The organism is Vibrio sp. 10N.286.51.B11 (assembly GCF_041469245.1).
Taxonomy (GTDB): Bacteria; Pseudomonadota; Gammaproteobacteria; order Enterobacterales; family Vibrionaceae; genus Vibrio; species Vibrio crassostreae_C.
This window is the reverse complement of record NZ_JBFRKI010000024.1, coordinates 23707-41754: the sequence shown is the minus strand read 5'-3', so window position 1 is coordinate 41754 and position 18048 is coordinate 23707. Positions and strand designations below refer to the sequence as shown.

The window sequence follows — 18048 nt, the reverse complement described above, 5'->3', positions numbered from 1 at the left end:
CGCGATGAACCTTAAATAATTAGAGAGGCAAGGGGTGTTCTTTACTAGCAGCATCGGTGCTTATTCAACGCTGAAGCAAAGTTCCGCTGAGTCAGAGAGCTTAACTGAATCGCCAGTCTGCTTTTATTCTTGAGCTAACAATAAAAAATCCCTATCTAATTACTTTGATAGGGATTTGTTTTATCTAGCAATCAAGTCAAACCGACTTTCTAGTGAGAACTAGAATAGGTCTGAATCTAGGTTGTCGAAGTAGGTGTATGTCCCTTTTGAACCATTGTCACCAGTGTATAGTGCAATAGCGGTCGGGGAACCACCTGCATTTTCAGCTTTTAACCCAGTGTAGTCTGTTCCATCAACATTGACGGTAATGTCTGTATCTACCCATGAAATGGTCACATCTACCCATGTGTCTTTTGAGTATGAAGCAAGGTCAACTTGGCTGCCTGATTCGTTGCGGAATTTAATCATACTAGATGTAAATACAACTTCAGTGAAGCGACCACTAGATGATGCATCGTTATTAGAACCTAAGAAAATGTATGATGCTTTTACATAGCCATCGCTAGGGATGTATACAGATGTAGAAACAGAGCCAGTTTCTGCTGCGCCACTAGCAAAGTCGCGGCCAACGATAGCTTTGTTATTATCAGTGGTTGAGTCCGCACCATCTTCAATTCGTAAAGAGTTAGAACCCGACTTGGCAAAGTCACTACTGATCACTGCTGTATTTAAAACCCCATCAACACCTTTTGTCTGGTACGCAGGGTTAGCCACATCGATCTGCGTACCTACAGTATAAGAATCGAAGTTGTCTGTTACTTCGCCGGGCTCTGGATCTGGTTCAGGTTCAGGTTCAGGTTCTGGCTCAGTACTACCGCCATCAACAACAACTGTCGCTTCCGCAGTATTGTTGTTGTACGGATTACCTGATAGCGCTTGGCCATTCGGGTAATTGTTAAAGTTATCTTCAAATACTAACTCGTCAGTAGTCGTGTCATTTGAATAAACTTTAAAGTTATCAGCGTTCAATTCGTAATGTGTTGTGTTGGAAGTATCACCAAGCTTCAATGACACGATAGTAACGGCAGCTTTGTCGAAAGCCTCAAAACCGTTGCCGCTATTGTCGTATACAGTGTCATTGACTTTGAATGTGTAGTAACCGCTCGCCCAACTGATTTCAACCGCGAGATCTTCACCTAAAGTGTAAGTGCCTACAGGCTCATCAGGAATTTGAGGTTTACCGCTACTATCGGTAACCGTGGAACGGTAGAAAATTTCTCCAGCATTAAAAATAACTTCGCCGTGTAAATTAGTGTTAGAAGTACCAGAAGCGTAGAGACTAATATAAGCGTTGTTACCTGAACCATTCGCTTCTTGCTCGGTGTCTTCATCTACTTGGTAGATTAAGTCAACGGTTACCTTTCCTGATGCGATACTGTCTACTGTTGCCCCTGTGCTGCTGTCAGACAATTTCAAACGTAGTTCACCCACATCATTCTTTACACCGCCATTGTTGGTGTCCAAGATTTGAACGTAGCCATTGATACCATTTGCTTTATTGGCTTCACTGATAGCTTCTTGTACGGCGTCAGTCGCAGTTTGGTCTGAACCAGAGTAGTCTATGCCAGTGGTGTTATCTGAAATATTCAGAGCACCAGCGTCATCGAAAGAAAAAACACCATCTAGAATTTCGATCGTTGATGTGCCTGTTTCATAATATGTGAAAGAGACCGTACCGGCTTCTTCATCATAATTATTAGTAGAAGCACTTGCATCTTTAATCGTGTAAGTACCTAAGTCATCATCGTCGTCATAGTATTTATGATTACCATCTTCTTGGAAAACATACACATTTGGAAGATCTGCATTTGATGACGCGGATATTGAAGCGGAGTTACCATCACTGATTTGCCAGTAACCCGTAGTTAATGCTGAAGGTTGGTTACCTGGATCAGTAGAACCATCGGTCGGGATAGGTAAACCATCACTGTTACAACCGAATAATAAACCTGTCGAAAGAGCGACAGCTGTAGCGACTTTAGAAATCTGCATAAAATATTCTCTTTATGATATTAAATCCATATGTAAATCACATAAGAAGTAGATAATGAATAGTCGTTAAATATTTATTAGGATGAAACTAACGTTAATTAGAACATCCTATTATTTAAATAAAGTGCTTAAAATATGCCCCAAAAATTTACAAGAGGAGAGGGGTATTTTATAAATTGACTATTTCTAATTAGAATGAGTAAGCAACACCAACACGGTATTTTGCTTCGCGATCTTTAGAAGATGAGCTGATATCAGAAGACCAAATCTCAGCAAAAGGTTTCCAAGAACCGAACTTGTAGTTTACTTTTAAGCCAGCATCCCATTCCCAGTCATCACTATTATAAAGAAGTACGTTATCCAAAGATTTTACATAGTTTGCTTCGTAAGAAAGACCAAGCTTCGGTAGAGACTCAATTTTATATGCACCTGTTAGCGTTATTTTGGATTTTTGAGCTGATTCTAAACGTTCGCCAGTTTCTGAATCCTTATCACCAAACTGTGTATGGTTGCGGAAATCAGCATACTCGTGACGGTAACGAATGGCAGTCGTTAATCCCATATCCGCATTATAACCAACACGGAATTGAGGTTTGTAAGTGACTTTTTTCATCTTCCAGTCACCGCCGTTGTAGTTCGGCTCATCCCAGTCCCAAGCGATCGGCATACCAACTTGTAGATACCAGTTGTTATCGACTTTGTAAGTTGCTGTATTTTCTACTTCCATACCGTAAATATACCAATTGCCGTCATAGAAGCTTCTACTGTTTGCTGATTTAACTTCGCCAGAATCTGCGTCGTAGTAAGAATCGTCAGTATGGAATTTAACTTCAAGGCCCGTTGAGTGCTTCCACTTATCTGACAGTTTAAAGCTTTCACCTAGCTTCACTCGGTGTTGATGGCGAGCGTCTACGTGAGCCGTGTCGCCATTTGTTTTTGTATAATCCGTCGCAGCACGATACTCGTAACGATAATCAAGAGATGCACCAGTAGCTGTGCCCGCTAAAAGAGTACATGCAACAGCTGCAGCAATTTTTGTAACAGAATTCATACCTTTGTCTCACTATTATTTTTTAATTCTGGATACATCCAATGTACCCGTGGCTCACAAACCAATACCTTACATGGTATTAAATTAATGTATGACAAATATGGTATTTATTATTGAGTCAGATTTCTGTGAGATCTATCAAAAAGTTCTGACTAATGGCCCAAGTATATAGCTAAATGTTATGAATATCTCAATTTAGGGCTTGTGTATTAAATCAATCATGACGTACTTCTCATATTCACAAACCTTAGAAAATCACTTTTTTGCATGTGTTAAAATAATACAAATATTAAGTGTTTCTATATGTTAATAATGATGATTTTAACCATCGTGGCTTAAACATAGGGAGCATGTTGAGAGGCATAAATATAAACCATAGCCAGATGTTTAATAAAAGTTACAAAATGGCTAAATGTAAATTCTATTTATCGGTTGGCTTATTTAAGTCGAAGAGAAAATATTTAGTACTAATTCGTGTTCAAAAGTGGTTTCTGTACTGAGTGTGTACTCGGTATCTGTTAACAATAAAGGATGAGTCATGTTTAAGAAAAACATATTAGCAGTGGCGCTATTAGCGACTGTACCAATGGTTACTTTCGCAAATAACGGTGTTTCTTACCCCGTACCTGCCGATAAATTCGATATGCACAATTGGAAAATAACTATACCTTCAGATATCAATGAAGATGGTCGTGTTGACGAAATCGAAGGGGTGGCAATGATGAGCTACTCACACAGCGATTTCTTCCACCTTGATAAAGACGGTAATCTCGTCTTTGAAGTACAAAACCAAGCTATTACCACGAAGAACTCGAAAAACGCACGCTCTGAGTTACGCCAGATGCCACGCGGTGCTGATTTCTCAATCGATACGGCGGACAAAGGAAACCAATGGGCATTGTCTAGCCATCCATCAGCAAGCGAGTACAGTGCCGTTGGCGGAACATTAGAAGCGACATTAAAAGTTAATCACGTCTCAGTTAACGCTAAGTTCCCAGAAAAGTACCCAGCTCACTCGGTGGTTGTTGGTCAGATTCACGCTAAAAAACATAATGAGCTAATCAAAGCTGGAACCGGTTATGGGCATGGTAATGAACCACTAAAGATCTTCTATAAGAAGTTTCCTGACCAAGAAATGGGTTCAGTATTCTGGAACTATGAACGTAACCTAGAGAAAAAAGATCCTAACCGTGCCGATATCGCTTACCCTGTTTGGGGTAACACTTGGGAAAACCCAGCGGAACCGGGTGAAGCGGGTATTGCTCTTGGTGAAGAGTTTAGTTACAAAGTGGAAGTGAAAGGCACCATGATGTACCTAACGTTTGAAACCGAGCGTCACGATACCGTTAAGTATGAAATCGATCTGAGCAAGGGTATTGATGAGCTTGATTCACCAACGGGTTATGCTGAAGATGATTTCTATTACAAAGCGGGCGCATACGGCCAATGTAGCGTGAGCGATTCTCACCCTGTATGGGGGCCAGGTTGTGGCGGTACTGGCGATTTCGCTGTCGATAAAAAGAATGGCGACTATAACAGTGTGACTTTCTCGGCACTAAAGTTGAACGGCAAATAGTACATAAGGCTAGTTAGAAACAGGCCTTAAGGAATGTTTTCGAAGACCACTGAACCGAATGTTGAGTGGTCTTTTTGTTTTCTATGAGATTTAAGATGAGCCGGGTATCAGCGAGAGTACAATGAAGCTTACCAATGAACGGTACAGCTGAAACAATACAACCTTGTCAAAAGACAAGGTTGTAATCAGAAAGCGTAGAAAGATTTTAGGACGGCGACTCGATACCGGACTTAGTCATACATCAACTCTTTAGCTTTGTCGGCATCAAACTCCTTTAGAGACTTTCGAGCTAAGTGACGGAATGGGAAAGCTTTAACGACTTCTTCGAATGGTTGGATAGCAAAGGCCCAAAAGATAGAGCCATCTAAACCAAAGATGATCAATGCACACAATGGAATTGAAATTACCCATTGACCAGTAAAGTTGATTTTGAAGACTGCGGTCGTTTTTCCTAGTGCTCTTAGTACATTCCCATGAACCGTGTTGTAGCCACGAACAATTGGCAAGAATATGTAGAGTGGGGCGATAACGGCCAATGCTTGATAGGTAGATTCATCCAAGTTCGGGTAAATGTCACCAATGACCAGACTTAATCCTGCGAATAAGAGTGCACAAACGAAAGAAATGACGACTGCAATATCGATACTGGTATCGACGTTTTTGACTAGGTCATCCATCTTTTTGGAGCCAATCGCTTGGCTGATAGTAATCGCGGAAGAGTGAGCCCAAGCGGTAATAAATTGAGAGACAGCCCTGATCCAAGGCATCACCAAAGTAATCGCTACGTAAGCGTTGATGTTAAGTTGCGAATACAACAATTGATATATCGTTGCGCCAATCAAAAGCATGGTCACGTTCGCTGCTACAGGGAATATTTCGATAAAGTGACGGCGAACGTTGGTAAAGAATTCAGAGCGCTGAGCGTCTAATTTGAGTGAAATCGCTGAGCTTAAATGCACGCACAAAACCAAATACAGCAAGCGGATCGTTATTGCAATAATGCTGCCTAATGCAGCGCCTTGTACTCCAATCCCTTCAAAATTAGAAAAACCATGAATCAGCACATATGAGAGTACAGCATTGATAGGCAGTTCAATTAAGTAACCTTTGAATGGGACTTTAGTTCTGCCTAGCGCATTAAATAAAGCAATGATCACCTGCGTTAACGCGGTAAAAATAACGATGTATTTCGAGATGTCTAGATAGCGGCTGATTTCTAAGTGAAGGGAAGCGTCGTCTGTTAATGCTTGAATCAAGGGTTGTTCGAAAAAAGTAAGTAGAAGCCAAAACAGTGTTGCTACGCCAAGGTTGATAAATAACCCTGCCCAAAATGCTTTAGATAATGACGCGGCGATGCCAGAGCCCACTGCGCGGCTCAATACTAACTGAGTACCGTTTGCCAGCGCCATTTGAATTCCCAGTACAAAGGCAACGATAGTCGTCGCAATCCCCATTGCAGCTAAAGGGATTTCACCAAGAGGGGAAACCAGCAACGTGTCGATCATCAACATCGACTGCATCAAGATACCGTTTAAGGCGAGGGGCCAGGCGAGAGAGAAATTTTTCCTTACGTACGATTGTGAAGACACAAACAACACCTTATGTGTATAACCGTAAGCTTTCTCTGAGGTGGCGGAGTAGAGCGTTTAAAGAAGAAAACACTACGGTAGTTGATGGTTAAAAAATGGGTGCTAAAACAAGACTGACTTGTGTCTTTGAAAAACAAGTCAGTTTGGTTAATCTCGGTTATGCGATGGCTAATTCAACCCTAGAGAGCTTTTGGTTCTCATCGTCTAGCAGGACTTGAGAAGCAATTCGAGCTTGCTTGGTATCGCCAGACATTATTGCGTCGTAAATCGCTTTGTGTTCTTCTAAACAGAAGCGACCGCCTTCAGCGGAGTGGTCGATAAACTGCTTGAAGATAGTCGACAGAATGTTCGCGAATGGAATGTAAAATTGATTACCTGTCGATAAGAAAATCGTTTGGTGAAACAGGTGATCGTTGGTCGTCCACTCTTCATAATCGAAGCTATTTGCTGCGATGGTCATTTTCTGGAAAAGAATCGAAAGCTCTTTGCGTTGCTCTACAGTTGCATTGGTTGCAGCGAGCGCACACGCTTCCGGGTCAATCGCTTTTCTTAAGCCTAAAAATTGAGACAAGAAGGGTTTAGTATCTTCTAAATCTTGGATCCAGTATAGCAATTGCGGGTCCAAGAAGTGCCACTGTGTTCTCGGTTTGATACGAGTGCCCACTTTTGGCTTCGACTCGATTAAACCTTTTGCCGAAAGTAGCTTAGTTGATTCTCGAAGGGCAGTTCTGCTCACTCCAAAGATTTCGCACAGCTCCATTTCGCTGGGTAACTTTTGATTTTCTTCTAACTCGCCTGACAAGATCTTGCGAGCAATTTCTCTCGCCACTTGAACATGAATTCGGCGGCTTGAATCTTCCACCAATGTAAATATTGACATTTAAACCACCTGAAATTGAAACTTTGAAAACACTAAAAGCCAGACGAATCTGGTGTTTAGTGTCAGTGTATACGTCGAATTTAGTGTGAGGTTTTCCCTCATCTACTCGGGTCTGTTAACCTTATATAGTGTGGCGAACTTAAATCGCTGAGTGAGCTTATATAAACCAGCTAACTAGGGCGTTATTTGTCCGCCGTTAACATCTAGGATTTGACCTGTGATGTAACCGCTGCAAGCGTGCGATGCAAAGAAAGCGAATGAAGGGGCAACTTCATCAATATGGCCAAAGCGTCGCATTGGAATGTTGTTAGCAATGGTCGCTTTCAAATCGTCGCTCTTGCCATCGTGAAATGCGGTGTCGATAGTGCCCGGTGAAACAATGTTGAAACGGATATTGTCTTGCGCGAACTCTTTCACCCAATTGCGGTGAATGTCGTGTAACCAAGCCTTAGACGCGGCATAGATGCCTGCACCAACACCACCGCCTTCGCGAGCGGCGATAGATCCTGTGCTAATCACACAAGATGTTTGCCCGGACTCAGCAGCAGAGGCGCGTAAGTGCGGGATAGAGAACTTGGTTGTCATCAGCGCAGAGCGAACATTAAGGTTCATTACGCGCTCATAAAACTCATCATCGATATTTTCTAGATTGGCGCGACCACCAAGGCCACCGGCGTTGTTAATCAACACGTCCATGCCACCAAAATGATCAGTGAACTCTTTGACTAACCTTTCGCACTCTAATGTGTCCATTAGGTTTGCAGGAAAAAAGGCAACATCGCCACCCAGTGCGGTAAGTTCAGATAGAACGTCATCGACTTTTGGGCTGAAAGCACGACTATTGATGCCGATTTTTGCGCCGTATTTTGCAAAGACACGTGCGGTAGCTAAACCCATACCAGCAGTAGAGCCAGTAATTAGAATGCGTTTGCCTTTTAAATCGTTAAACATCAGAGCCGCCTATATTGTAGATTATTCACGCCAATAAATCATACAATAACACTTGCTATATTCAAGGGTGTTTATCTAAAAACGGGTTATTACCGACATAAATAGTGAGAGTAAGGGTGGTTTTGTGAGTTCACGCATACATTGAAATAGTAAATGAGAACTATTTGTATGAATTAATAGGTTAAATTGGTTTTATAAACCTAAAGATGAGCAGGTTTGTGAAATATTGCTCCAACCTTTACTGGTAGTGACCTCACGTTATTCTGATGCTGTGTTGGTGAAGATATAAATCAGTGCTATAGTCCGAGTTAAATAATACATATCTAATCGGTAAGTAGACACATGGCTGGCACTTTCAATTCTATTTCAGGCTCTAAGCGAAGCCTTCATGTGCAAGTTGCACGTGAAATCGCCCGTGGTATTTTGTCGGGCAATTTGCCTCAAGGTTCTATTATCCCTGGTGAAATGGCTCTGTGTGAGCAATTTGGTATCAGTAGAACAGCATTAAGAGAAGCGGTTAAGCTTCTGACTTCAAAAGGTCTATTAGAATCTCGTCCTAAGATTGGTACTCGCGTTGTTAACCGCGCGTTCTGGAACTTCTTAGATCCACAATTGATCGAATGGATGGACGGTTTGGCCGATACAGACCAATTCTGTCATCAGTTTTTGGGTTTACGCCGTGCAATTGAACCAGAAGCGTGTGCTTTAGCTGCTCAGTTCGCGAGTGCAGAACAACGCATTGAGCTGTCTGGTATTTTCCAACAAATGCTAGAAATTTCTAGCGAAGAAACGCTTGATCAAGAGCGTTGGCTAGATATCGACATGAAGTTCCATAGCCTGATCTTCAATGCAACAGGTAACGACTTCTATCTTCCATTTGGTAACATCTTAACCACCATGTTTGTTAACTTTATTTCTCACTCTTCTGAAGAGGGAAGTACTTGTATTAACGAACACCGCCAGATTTATGAAGCAATCATGGCAGGTAATAGTGACAAAGCACGCCACGCGTCAGCAAGTCACCTGTTAGAAACAAACCACAGATTACCAGCCGCTAGTTAATTGTTTTCACTGTTATTTTAGCTTTGATCGTTTTGCATTATCGACGAGAGGGCATTCTCGTAAAACTAGGGTAGTCAAAGTTAAAATTACGGTTATTCAAAAGCTAATTTCAGCAGTGACCTCTAAAAAGCACGTTTGATACGTGCTTTTTTTGCATCCAAATTTGATGAAAACCTGACTGGTGTCCAATATTTAATCTATTATTTGCTGTTTCGTTAAAAGCACTAGTAACCAGTATTTTAAGTTATATAATAATACTAATTAAATTATTGTGAGTGTGATTATGCCCCAGTCTCTACTGCCAAATATTCTTCAATTCATAGGTCAAATCGACCCATTCGATAAGATCCCTAAACAAGCACTTCGCGAACTTGCCTCTAACGTGCAAATTACTTATCTCGGCAAGGGAGATGTGGTCGATTTGTGTGAGTCTGGGAAGGAAAAATCGCTCTATATCATTCGAACGGGCTCTATGGAGCAACGAAAATCGGATGGTGTGCTTCGTGCCCGTCTAGGCAGTGAAGATTTGTTTGGCTTTACGTTCTTAGATTCTGAAGTCAACGACGAAAAAGGCTATAGAGCTGTCGCAATCGAAAACACCTTACTTTATGTGATTCCACACTCGGCACTTCAAACGCTTTTCAAAGCCTTTCCAAGTTGCGCAGAACACTTTGCTTCACAGGCGCAGGTTCGCTTGAAGTCGGCACTGGATGTGGTCTGGTCGAATAAAGAGAAAGGCCTGTTCATTCGTAAAGTTGAGGAAGTGGCAAGCGGGCAGGTGGCAATTGTTAAGTCTGAGCAAACCATCCAGTCGGTTGCGGTTGAAATGCTTCATCAACGCTCACCGTGTGCCGTGATCTATGAAGGTGAAACCATTGTTGGTTTGATCACCGACCGAGACATGACTAAGCGAGTGATTGCCCACGGCGTGAGTACTGATAGCCTGATCTCAGAGGTAATGACGCACTCTCCACTTACTGTAAAACCGGATGATCTGGTGCTGCATGCGGCCTCTATCATGATGCAATTTAATATCCGTAACTTGCCCGTTGTGAAAGAGAATAAGGTCGTTGGTCTTCTTACTACGTCTCATTTGGTTCAAAACCACCGTGTTCAAGCGATATTCTTGATCGAGAAAATCAAATACGCGGGCAGCGTGAAAACCATGTCTTCGTTCACCTCAGAGCGACAAGCTATTTTTGAAGCGCTGGTGGAAGGTAAAGTGGCGCCTGAAACCGTCGGCAAGGTAATGACCATGATTATGGACGCCTACACCCGTCGATTGATTCAAATAGCGATTGATAAGTTAGGCCCACCACCGTGTGATTTCTCTTGGATCGTAGCCGGATCGCACGCACGTAATGAAGTGCACATGTTGTCGGACCAAGACAGCGCGATTGTTCTTGCTGACGATGCAACCGACAGTGACCGTATTTACTTCAAACACTTAGCGATGATGGTGACCAACGGCTTAGCAAGCTGTCACTACCCATTATGTCCAGGTAAATTCATGGCTGCGACGCCAAAATGGTGTCAGCCACTCAGTGTATGGAAGCACTACTACAAGAAGTGGGTGGCTAACCCAGAGTACGAACGCTTGCTTAATATCAGTGTGTTCCTAGAAATTCGTACTATCTACGGCAACAGTGAGTTCGAAGGTATTCTGCGCGATGAGCTGCATAGCAATATTCGCGGTAACCGTGAGTTTTTAAGCACGCTAGTGAAAGACGCGGTCAATACCAACCCGCCACTTGGCATCTTCAATAGCTTAGTGCTAGAGAAGTCAGGTGAGAATAAGAAAACGTTGAACGTGAAGAAGTACGCGATCAACTTGATTATCGACTTAGCGCGTATTTATGGCCTTGCTGTGGAGTGCGATTTGTCGGCGACTGACGAACGTTTCGCTGCTGCCAATGAAAAAGGCATGCTGAGCGACGACGCATTCAAGAACATTCTAGGTGCTTACCAGTTCATTCTCTCTTTCCGATTCGGTCATCAACTTGAAGCGCTGAAGAACGGGGATGTGCCTGACAACAACATCAACCCAGATAGCTTTGGTAGCTTTGAGCGTAAACACTTGAAAGATGCCTTTAGGATCATTGCTGACCTTCAAGAAGCGGCGAAAATTCGTTTCGGAGCACGCTAATGAAATCGTTTTTAAATTACTTTCATCCGCTTGAGCGAATTAAACGTAAACGTAAGCAATATCTGGGAACGGTTAAGTTGCCAGAGGCGTTACATGATCTCGTAGATCAGCCTTGCCCTGAAATGACGGACTTGGCCAAAGACAGTGACTACATCGTGTTGGATCTTGAGACCACAGGCTTAGACAGCGAACAAGATCTGATTTTGTCCATGGGTTGGGTCGATGTGGTTAAAGGGAGAATAGACTTAGCGTCAGCCAAGCATATTTACCTGGATAACGATTCGCAGATCAACGCCGAAACCGCAGTGATCAACCATATTACGCCGCAAATGTTAGAAGAGGGCGCTTCTATTCATGATGCGATGCTGACGTTCTTCGAAGCAGCGAAAGGCAAGATTATTGTCGCGCACGCTTGCATGGTAGAAGAGAGGTTCATTAGCCAATATCTTCTTCGTTGCTATGGTTTACGAGCGATTCCTCTGCTTTGGCTTGATACCTTGTGTATTGAGAAAAGCATGGAGAAAGCGATCAGCAATCATGAAGAAGTCGATTTAACCTTGGCAGGGACTCGCGAAAGGTACGGGCTTCCTGAGTACAACAGCCACAATGCATTAGCCGATGCCGTTTCGACAGCGGAATTGTTTTTGGCTCAGCAGAAGCGAGTTGTGCCTAACGATAATGTGACCGTTGCCTTTCTCTATCGGATTAGTCACTAGGAAAAAGAGCTGCAAGTGCGCGGCTCTTATTTTACTGATTTTAAAGGAAAAAAAGCCAGCGATTAAGCTGGCTTTTGTTTAGGTCTTAGAAAATTAGGACAGTAATTATCTTAGATTATCTATATAGCTATCGATTAGAAGCTGTAAGTAATACCTACACGGCTACGTAATTGACGGTCACGGCTGTCTTGAACGTTACCTAACTCAACGTATGGACGCCAGCTCCAGTCAGCCTCTTTGTAGCCCACTTTAAAGTTGTAATCCCACTCGTTGTCAGCACCACCGCCGCCAGTCCACTCATTGTCAATGAAGTCTTCTGCGTAGTTAGCTTCAAAGCCGAACTGCCATGCATTCCAGTTGTAATCGATGTTACCTGTAACTTTACTGCGGTTCTTATTCTCGTTTGAAGAGTCAGATGTGTAGTCACGGAACTCGTGACGGTAGCGAAGTTTCGCCTTTAGGCCTGATTCGAAAGAGTATTGAACACGTACTTGCGGTTTGTAGGTTACGCTATCAGAACCAAACGTTACTGGCATACTTGGTTGAATTAACCAGTGCTCGTTAAGCTTGAATTTGTAACCGTATTCGAACTCGTTGTCTGCCGCTTCCCATTCAGAGAAAGGCTTACCTTTTTGCTTTATTTCAGCGCCGAAGAAGTGGTTATCGACAGAACCGCTCATCTTGATACGACTTGCCCAGTCTTCTGAGCCATGTTTGTACTCTTGGCGCGCGTCGAGTGATGCGGCAGAAACGCTGCCTGCGAAAAGAGTCGCTAATACTGCAAGTGTTACTTTATTCGTTTTTATCATTGTTATTGTTTCCACTGTATCTAAATAAAAAGGGGTTACTAAAGGACCAACGTTGAGCCCTTTGTTGTATTTGGGATTATAGTTTTGGGTAAAGTAGTTCTACGTCTCGTTGAGCCCACACTTCAGCTAGCTGCTTCTTGACTGTGAATTCGCTGAAATCGGTCTCTGTTGCTAGTTTTACCCATTCAGGGTTTTCCATAGCTACGCCAGCTTTCAGGTAAAGCGGAGTCATACGTTCAACGCGACGACGTTCGTCTTTCTGTGTGTATGGCCACTCTTTCGATAGGTCGTTGTAATCAGCCATTAGCTGAATACCTGTGTCTAAAGAACCGCCTTTCTTATTGGTGTAGTTCCAAAGATCGATACCGACCTTGTCACCGATCTGAGCCATACCGATCAATGGATCTAGGCTGAAATAGTGGTAGTGGTAAGCACGCGTGCGCTCGATTTCATGAGGCTGAGAGCCGTCTTTTTCGAATTGAGTGTCGATACGCATCTTGCCTTTTTGAACCATTTGCTTAGCAAGCGTTTCGTTACCAATAAAGTAAGAAACACCTGCAACTTGATAGTCGTACCAAGTACCGTGGTTGTTTTCTGCGTAAGCTTCGCCTTTAGGACCGCCAGATAAATCATCGATGATCAACCAATCCAAGTATTCGCTGTACCATTGGGTGATTTGTGTTTCGTCAGACTCTGACCAGGTAGGTGATTGAGACAAAATAGCGATTGAATCTAACATGCGATCAGTCAGCGTTCTTGTATCGATGATTCCACCGCGGCGACCTTCTGCTACACCAGGAACACCTTGTCCGTAGTTCACGTTCGGGTTCATCTTGGTGTCTTCGTTGAAGAACCAAGTTCTTATGTATTCGATACCTTGCTGAGCATATTTTTCGTCTTGGCTAAAATAGTAGGCGACCGCTAATGCACGAACAGAACGGGTGAAGTGGCCAATACGTTTTGAGTCAGTTTCGTCAGTTTTTGATGCTGGGTTTGTTTTTCCGTCATGGCGAATCCATGGAAGCCCATCTTCTTTTGATTCATCAGGCCACCAGTATGGGCTAATGCTCATGTAATCGTTCTTGCTGCCACTTGGCGGAACCATTCCTTTATCAGCAACGCTAAAAGGACCATCGTTCATTGCTAGGTCGGCTTCTTCAATAAGCTTTGTGTACGCGTCTTTCATTGATTCAGAAGCATTGTCTGATTGAAGAAGAGTACGGTTCGCTTCTAATGTTGCTTCGTCTAAGAAAACGAATTCAGCGGCTATAGCCTGAGAACCAAAGGTGATAGCACCAATACAAGCAGCAAGATGTAGGAGTCGAGGGGCTTTCATATTTACGCCTTTTATTTTGAATTAAGATAATACAAATATGGTAGCGATCCGAGGTGTGATGATCTGTGAACTTGATCGTGTTGTTAGGACAAAACCACTATTTACAAAGGGTTACAAAATCGAGTTGTTTCGTTAAGTTGATGTTTTTTAGTGATTTGTTTGGCTGTTGATAATGGTTTTGAAGAGTTTTGTTCATCAATAAATGTGCGCTACAGCAAAAAATTGAACCTTTAGATATCATTTTTATTTGTAATACATTATTATTTACTAACTTTCTGTAGCAATACATAACTTTGCTGTGTTGATTGCATGAACAGACGGTGTGAAGCCGAATAAGTAAGAGTGGTCTTGAAGCTAAATGGATTAAATCCACCGCTTTAAGAACATGAGACATTTACTTGAGGTGATTTAAAGCTCAATCAGAGAAGGTTTGAAATGTAGTAGGCAAGGTAGTGACATAGCCTGCTATATAAGTATGAACTTGATAGGAATGAACTGGGTTCGAATCGTTACCCGTTGTTCTCATCAGCGACAAAGAAGAAATCGTTGAAGTGCTTGCGAAAGCATTTTGATTATTGCTCCCAACTATTCTAATTATAACTTCTGCTTTCATCTAGAAAGGTAGGAGATGGTAGTCGAAGATCTACCCTTGCGCTCATGTTGATACAGGCAACATGAGCGTTTTTTTATTTGAAATTTGAGTAGAGAGTCGTGTGCGGCTCAATAAGCGTGTAAACCGCGGCTTAAGAATAGGCTTTTAGGTTGATGACAACACGCTCAAGTGAGTCTGTTACAGCATCAAAGCCACGAACATTCACGCTTAATCACATGAATGTTCGTTTCCCTTCTCTTCTCTTCTCTTCTCTTCTCTTGTCTCTTAGTTGCAGACGTGTAGCTACAAACTTTAACAGCAGGCGTTTAGTTATATCAAAGAGCTCCGTGAGAGCTGTTCTTGAGGCTTAGCTTTCTGTAGGCATCCACACCTGTTTAGAGGTGACTTTGTGATCTTTAAAGGTCAGTTCTTCAACTTTGTCACCGTTAGTATTCCAGCGAGTAAGTTTTCCGTTCGCGACTTCACCTTCATCAAACTTCGCTTGGCTGGCCTTATTACCGTTCGGGTAGTAGTCCGTTACCAATCCATCTTTTTGTCCGTCGCTGTATTCAGCTGTCAGGCTTTGTTCCCCATTGGGATACCAGCGAGAGGCGGTGCCTGATAGTTCATTGTCTTTATAATTGAGTTCTGCTTTTTTCTGTCCGTTTGGATACCAGGTTTCAGCTTTGCCTTGCAGTTCACCTTTTACGTAATTCACTTTAGAAGCGACTTGGCCATTCGGATACCAGTTAGTTTCTAGCCCAAGTTCTAAGCCATCGGCAAACTGAGCTTGGGTCGCGACTTGGCCGTTATCGAACTTCTCTTCAAATTGACCAGTGAAAGGTTTTGAATGGTTTACTTGGTAAGCCACGCCTTTACGCATCTGTAAGTAGTCAACAGCATCTTCACGCGGTGTTGCTGCATAGCTCATAGAAGATACCGTACTAAGAGCAATTAAGATTGGAACGTATTTCTTCATAATGACACCTTTTTATTGGACGGGGAAAGTTTAACGGGTGTGTTAAAAGCATTTCACTTCCGTGTATCCCTGTCAGTATCTAATAGTGGTTTTCAAGTTTTCATTATTGGCTGCCTAATATAGGGAACTTTTAAAAGCAAATTATCGATCTTATTTGTACTACAAATATGTTGGTTTAATTCATTTTTATAAATTATATCTAACGATATTTTTGCTGCTCTTCTTTAAGCTTTGATCGTCAAGAATAATAGTTTTTAACGATGAATCTTCGATTTTTAGAGACCTTGTTCATGTTTTTCGGGGTTTTGGTCGAAATTTAGTGCGGATAACTGCACTGACTTGAGGAATTGCGCTCCTAGGTGGTGCAACTTTGAACTCGATCACTTGTATGATTAATTGAGTGTCAGACTGTAAGATCATTGTCACGCATTTGGATTATTGTAGTACAAATATACTTGCCATTTATTTATAGTGACCTCAACAAAAAAACATTAATAAAAGGTCTAACGATGGAACTCAATACCCTGATAGTTGGCATCTACTTCCTATTCTTAATTGCGATAGGGTGGATGTTTCGAACGTTTACAAGTACGACAAGTGATTACTTCCGTGGGGGAGGTAATATGCTGTGGTGGATGGTAGGTGCAACCGCATTTATGACCCAGTTCAGTGCTTGGACATTTACTGGTGCAGCAGGTAAAGCCTTTACCGATGGCTTTGCCGTAGCGATTATCTTCATCGCGAACGCATTCGGTTACCTAATGAACTACCTTTACTTCGCTCCGAAGTTCCGTCAACTGCGTGTTGTGACGGTAATTGAAGCGATTCGTATGCGTTTTGGTAAGGTGAATGAGCAAGTATTTACTTGGTCTGGTATGCCAAACAGCGTTATCTCTGCAGGTATTTGGTTGAATGGTCTAGCAATCATCGCATCGGGTATCTTCGGCTTTGATATGACAACGACGATTGTCCTAACGGGTCTGGTTGTACTAGTAATGTCAGTAACAGGCGGCTCTTGGGCGGTAATCGCATCTGACTTTATGCAGATGGTTATCATCATGGCGGTAACGGTGACGTGTGCTGTGGTTGCGATTTACCACGGTGGCGGCGTTACGCAGATCGTTAACGACTTCCCAACAGATTCATTCATTACGGGTGATAACCTGAACTACATGAGCATCTTCAGCATCTGGGCTGTGTTCATCTTCTTAAAGCAGTTCAGCATCACCAACAACATGCTTAACTCTTACCGCTACCTTGCTGCGAAAGATTCAAATAACGCACGTAAAGCAGCTCTACTTGCTTGTGTACTAATGACGCTTGGTCCAATCATCTGGTTCATGCCTTCTTGGTTCATGGCAGGTCAAGGTGTTGATTTAGCAGCAGCTTACCCAGAAGCTGGCAGCAAAGCCGCTGACTTCGCTTACCTTTACTTCGTTCAAGAATACATGCCTGCAGGTATGGTTGGCCTTCTGATTGCCGCTATGTTCGCAGCAACAATGTCTTCAATGGACTCAGGTCTAAACCGTAACTCAGGTATCTTCGTTAAGAACTTCTACGAGCCGATTCTTCGTCCTAAAGCGACAGAGAAAGAGCTAATGGTTGTTTCTAAACTAACGTCTACCTTCTTCGGTATCGCGATCATCTTGGTTGCTCTGTTCATCAACTCTCTTAAAGGTCTGAGCCTTTTCGACACCATGATGTACGTGGGCGCATTGATCGGCTTCCCAATGACAATTCCAGCATTCTGTGGCTTCTTCATCCGTAAAACACCGGATTGGGCAGGTTGGGGCACGCTAGTTGTAGGTGGTGTGGTTTCTTACTTCGTTGGTTTCGTTATCACTGCGGACATGATTCAAAACTGGTTCGGTCTAAATGAACTAACTGGCCGTGAGTGGGCTGACCTGAAAGTGGCTATCGGCCTTATCGGTCACATCATATTTACTGCTGGCTTCTTTGTTCTTTCAACACTGTTCTACAAGCCTCTTGCTGAGCACCGTGAGAAAGACGTAGACAAGTTCTTCAACAACCTAGCGACGCCACTAGTTGCTGAAAGTAATGAACAGAAGAAACTGGATAACAAGCAACGTCGTATGTTGGGTTCACTTATCGCGGTAGCGGGTGTGGGCGTAATGACTATGTTCGTACTGCCAAACCCAATGTGGGGACGCATGGTATTCGTTCTGTGTGGCTTGATTGTGTTCTCTGTTGGTCTGTTACTTGTTAAAGCAGTCGATGACAAAGTCGAGCAACAAGACGAAGTGACTCCAGCCGAAGGCTAATTTAATTCGCATCCTAAATAACATCAC

General features: G+C 42.8%; 13 protein-coding genes. 5 read left to right on the top strand and 8 right to left on the bottom strand.

What is annotated here, in order from left to right:
• Positions 1–219: 219 nt before the first annotated feature.
• Complete coding sequence (locus tag AB4154_RS12580; RefSeq protein WP_372123198.1) at positions 220–2052, bottom strand: hypothetical protein; 1833 nt, start codon at positions 2050–2052, stop codon at positions 220–222.
• Between the two features lie 190 nt (positions 2053–2242).
• A complete protein-coding gene (locus tag AB4154_RS12575) occupies positions 2243–3103 on the bottom strand; it encodes an oligogalacturonate-specific porin KdgM family protein (protein ID WP_017072468.1) in 861 nt (286 codons plus the stop codon).
• A 538-nt stretch (positions 3104–3641) separates the two neighbouring features.
• Between AB4154_RS12575 and AB4154_RS12570 the strand changes: the two genes are divergently transcribed.
• Positions 3642–4679 carry a polysaccharide lyase family 7 protein gene (locus AB4154_RS12570; RefSeq protein WP_372123197.1) on the top strand — a complete coding sequence of 346 codons (1038 nt, stop codon included), beginning with the start codon at positions 3642–3644 and terminating at the stop codon, positions 4677–4679.
• A gap of 230 nt (positions 4680–4909) precedes the next feature.
• On the opposite strand, the gene AB4154_RS12565 is transcribed toward AB4154_RS12570, so the two are convergent.
• The 3 genes from AB4154_RS12565 to AB4154_RS12555 form a co-directional block, all read right to left on the bottom strand.
• Positions 4910–6277: an MATE family efflux transporter gene (locus tag AB4154_RS12565; protein WP_081322222.1), complete on the bottom strand. Its 1368-nt coding sequence runs from the start codon at positions 6275–6277 to the stop codon at positions 4910–4912.
• 148 nt (positions 6278–6425) lie between these two features.
• Positions 6426–7148, bottom strand: a complete 723-nt coding sequence (locus AB4154_RS12560) for a FadR/GntR family transcriptional regulator (RefSeq protein WP_372123195.1) — start codon at positions 7146–7148, stop codon at positions 6426–6428.
• 174 nt (positions 7149–7322) lie between these two features.
• Positions 7323–8099, bottom strand: coding sequence for an SDR family NAD(P)-dependent oxidoreductase (locus tag AB4154_RS12555; protein ID WP_372123193.1), 777 nt, complete (start codon positions 8097–8099; stop codon positions 7323–7325).
• Between the two features lie 342 nt (positions 8100–8441).
• Here AB4154_RS12555 and AB4154_RS12550 point away from each other — a divergent pair, with 342 nt between their 5' ends.
• The 3 genes from AB4154_RS12550 to AB4154_RS12540 all read left to right on the top strand — a co-directional run bounded on the left by AB4154_RS12550 (position 8442) and on the right by AB4154_RS12540 (position 12023).
• A complete protein-coding gene (locus AB4154_RS12550; protein ID WP_372123191.1) occupies positions 8442–9161 on the top strand; it encodes a FadR/GntR family transcriptional regulator in 720 nt (239 codons plus the stop codon).
• 283 nt (positions 9162–9444) lie between these two features.
• Complete coding sequence (locus AB4154_RS12545) at positions 9445–11307, top strand: DUF294 nucleotidyltransferase-like domain-containing protein (RefSeq protein ID WP_017069961.1); 1863 nt, start codon at positions 9445–9447, stop codon at positions 11305–11307.
• On the top strand, positions 11307–12023 hold the full coding sequence (locus AB4154_RS12540; RefSeq protein WP_372123190.1) for a 3'-5' exonuclease: 717 nt from the start codon (positions 11307–11309) through the stop codon (positions 12021–12023). Before AB4154_RS12545 ends, AB4154_RS12540 begins: the two co-directional genes overlap by 1 nt.
• A 134-nt stretch (positions 12024–12157) precedes the next feature.
• On the opposite strand, the gene AB4154_RS12535 is transcribed toward AB4154_RS12540, so the two are convergent.
• From AB4154_RS12535 to AB4154_RS12525, 3 genes are all read right to left on the bottom strand, one after another.
• Entirely contained in the window at positions 12158–12832 is a 675-nt protein-coding gene (locus AB4154_RS12535) for an oligogalacturonate-specific porin KdgM family protein (RefSeq protein WP_017061464.1), read from the bottom strand.
• A 76-nt stretch (positions 12833–12908) separates the two neighbouring features.
• Positions 12909–14168: an alginate lyase family protein gene (locus AB4154_RS12530; protein ID WP_102450741.1), complete on the bottom strand. Its 1260-nt coding sequence runs from the start codon at positions 14166–14168 to the stop codon at positions 12909–12911.
• Positions 14169–15127: 959 nt separating this feature from the next.
• Positions 15128–15739, bottom strand: coding sequence for a toxin-antitoxin system YwqK family antitoxin (locus AB4154_RS12525; RefSeq protein ID WP_017061462.1), 612 nt, complete (start codon positions 15737–15739; stop codon positions 15128–15130).
• A gap of 509 nt (positions 15740–16248) precedes the next feature.
• Between AB4154_RS12525 and AB4154_RS12520 the strand changes: the two genes are divergently transcribed.
• Positions 16249–18021, top strand: a complete 1773-nt coding sequence (locus AB4154_RS12520; RefSeq protein WP_017061461.1) for a sodium:solute symporter family transporter — start codon at positions 16249–16251, stop codon at positions 18019–18021.
• Positions 18022–18048 lie beyond the last annotated feature (27 nt).

Coding starts and splice junctions, on each gene's coding strand:
- AB4154_RS12580 (WP_372123198.1), bottom strand. CDS start 2,052: ATGCAGATTTCTAAAGTCGCTACAGCTGTCGCTCTTTCGACAGGTTTA.
- AB4154_RS12575 (WP_017072468.1), bottom strand. CDS start 3,103: ATGAATTCTGTTACAAAAATTGCTGCAGCTGTTGCATGTACTCTTTTA.
- AB4154_RS12570 (WP_372123197.1), top strand. CDS start 3,642: ATGTTTAAGAAAAACATATTAGCAGTGGCGCTATTAGCGACTGTACCA.
- AB4154_RS12560 (WP_372123195.1), bottom strand. CDS start 7,148: ATGTCAATATTTACATTGGTGGAAGATTCAAGCCGCCGAATTCATGTT.
- AB4154_RS12555 (WP_372123193.1), bottom strand. CDS start 8,099: ATGTTTAACGATTTAAAAGGCAAACGCATTCTAATTACTGGCTCTACT.
- AB4154_RS12550 (WP_372123191.1), top strand. CDS start 8,442: ATGGCTGGCACTTTCAATTCTATTTCAGGCTCTAAGCGAAGCCTTCAT.
- AB4154_RS12545 (WP_017069961.1), top strand. CDS start 9,445: ATGCCCCAGTCTCTACTGCCAAATATTCTTCAATTCATAGGTCAAATC.
- AB4154_RS12540 (WP_372123190.1), top strand. CDS start 11,307: ATGAAATCGTTTTTAAATTACTTTCATCCGCTTGAGCGAATTAAACGT.
- AB4154_RS12535 (WP_017061464.1), bottom strand. CDS start 12,832: ATGATAAAAACGAATAAAGTAACACTTGCAGTATTAGCGACTCTTTTC.
- AB4154_RS12530 (WP_102450741.1), bottom strand. CDS start 14,168: ATGAAAGCCCCTCGACTCCTACATCTTGCTGCTTGTATTGGTGCTATC.
- AB4154_RS12525 (WP_017061462.1), bottom strand. CDS start 15,739: ATGAAGAAATACGTTCCAATCTTAATTGCTCTTAGTACGGTATCTTCT.
- AB4154_RS12520 (WP_017061461.1), top strand. CDS start 16,249: ATGGAACTCAATACCCTGATAGTTGGCATCTACTTCCTATTCTTAATT.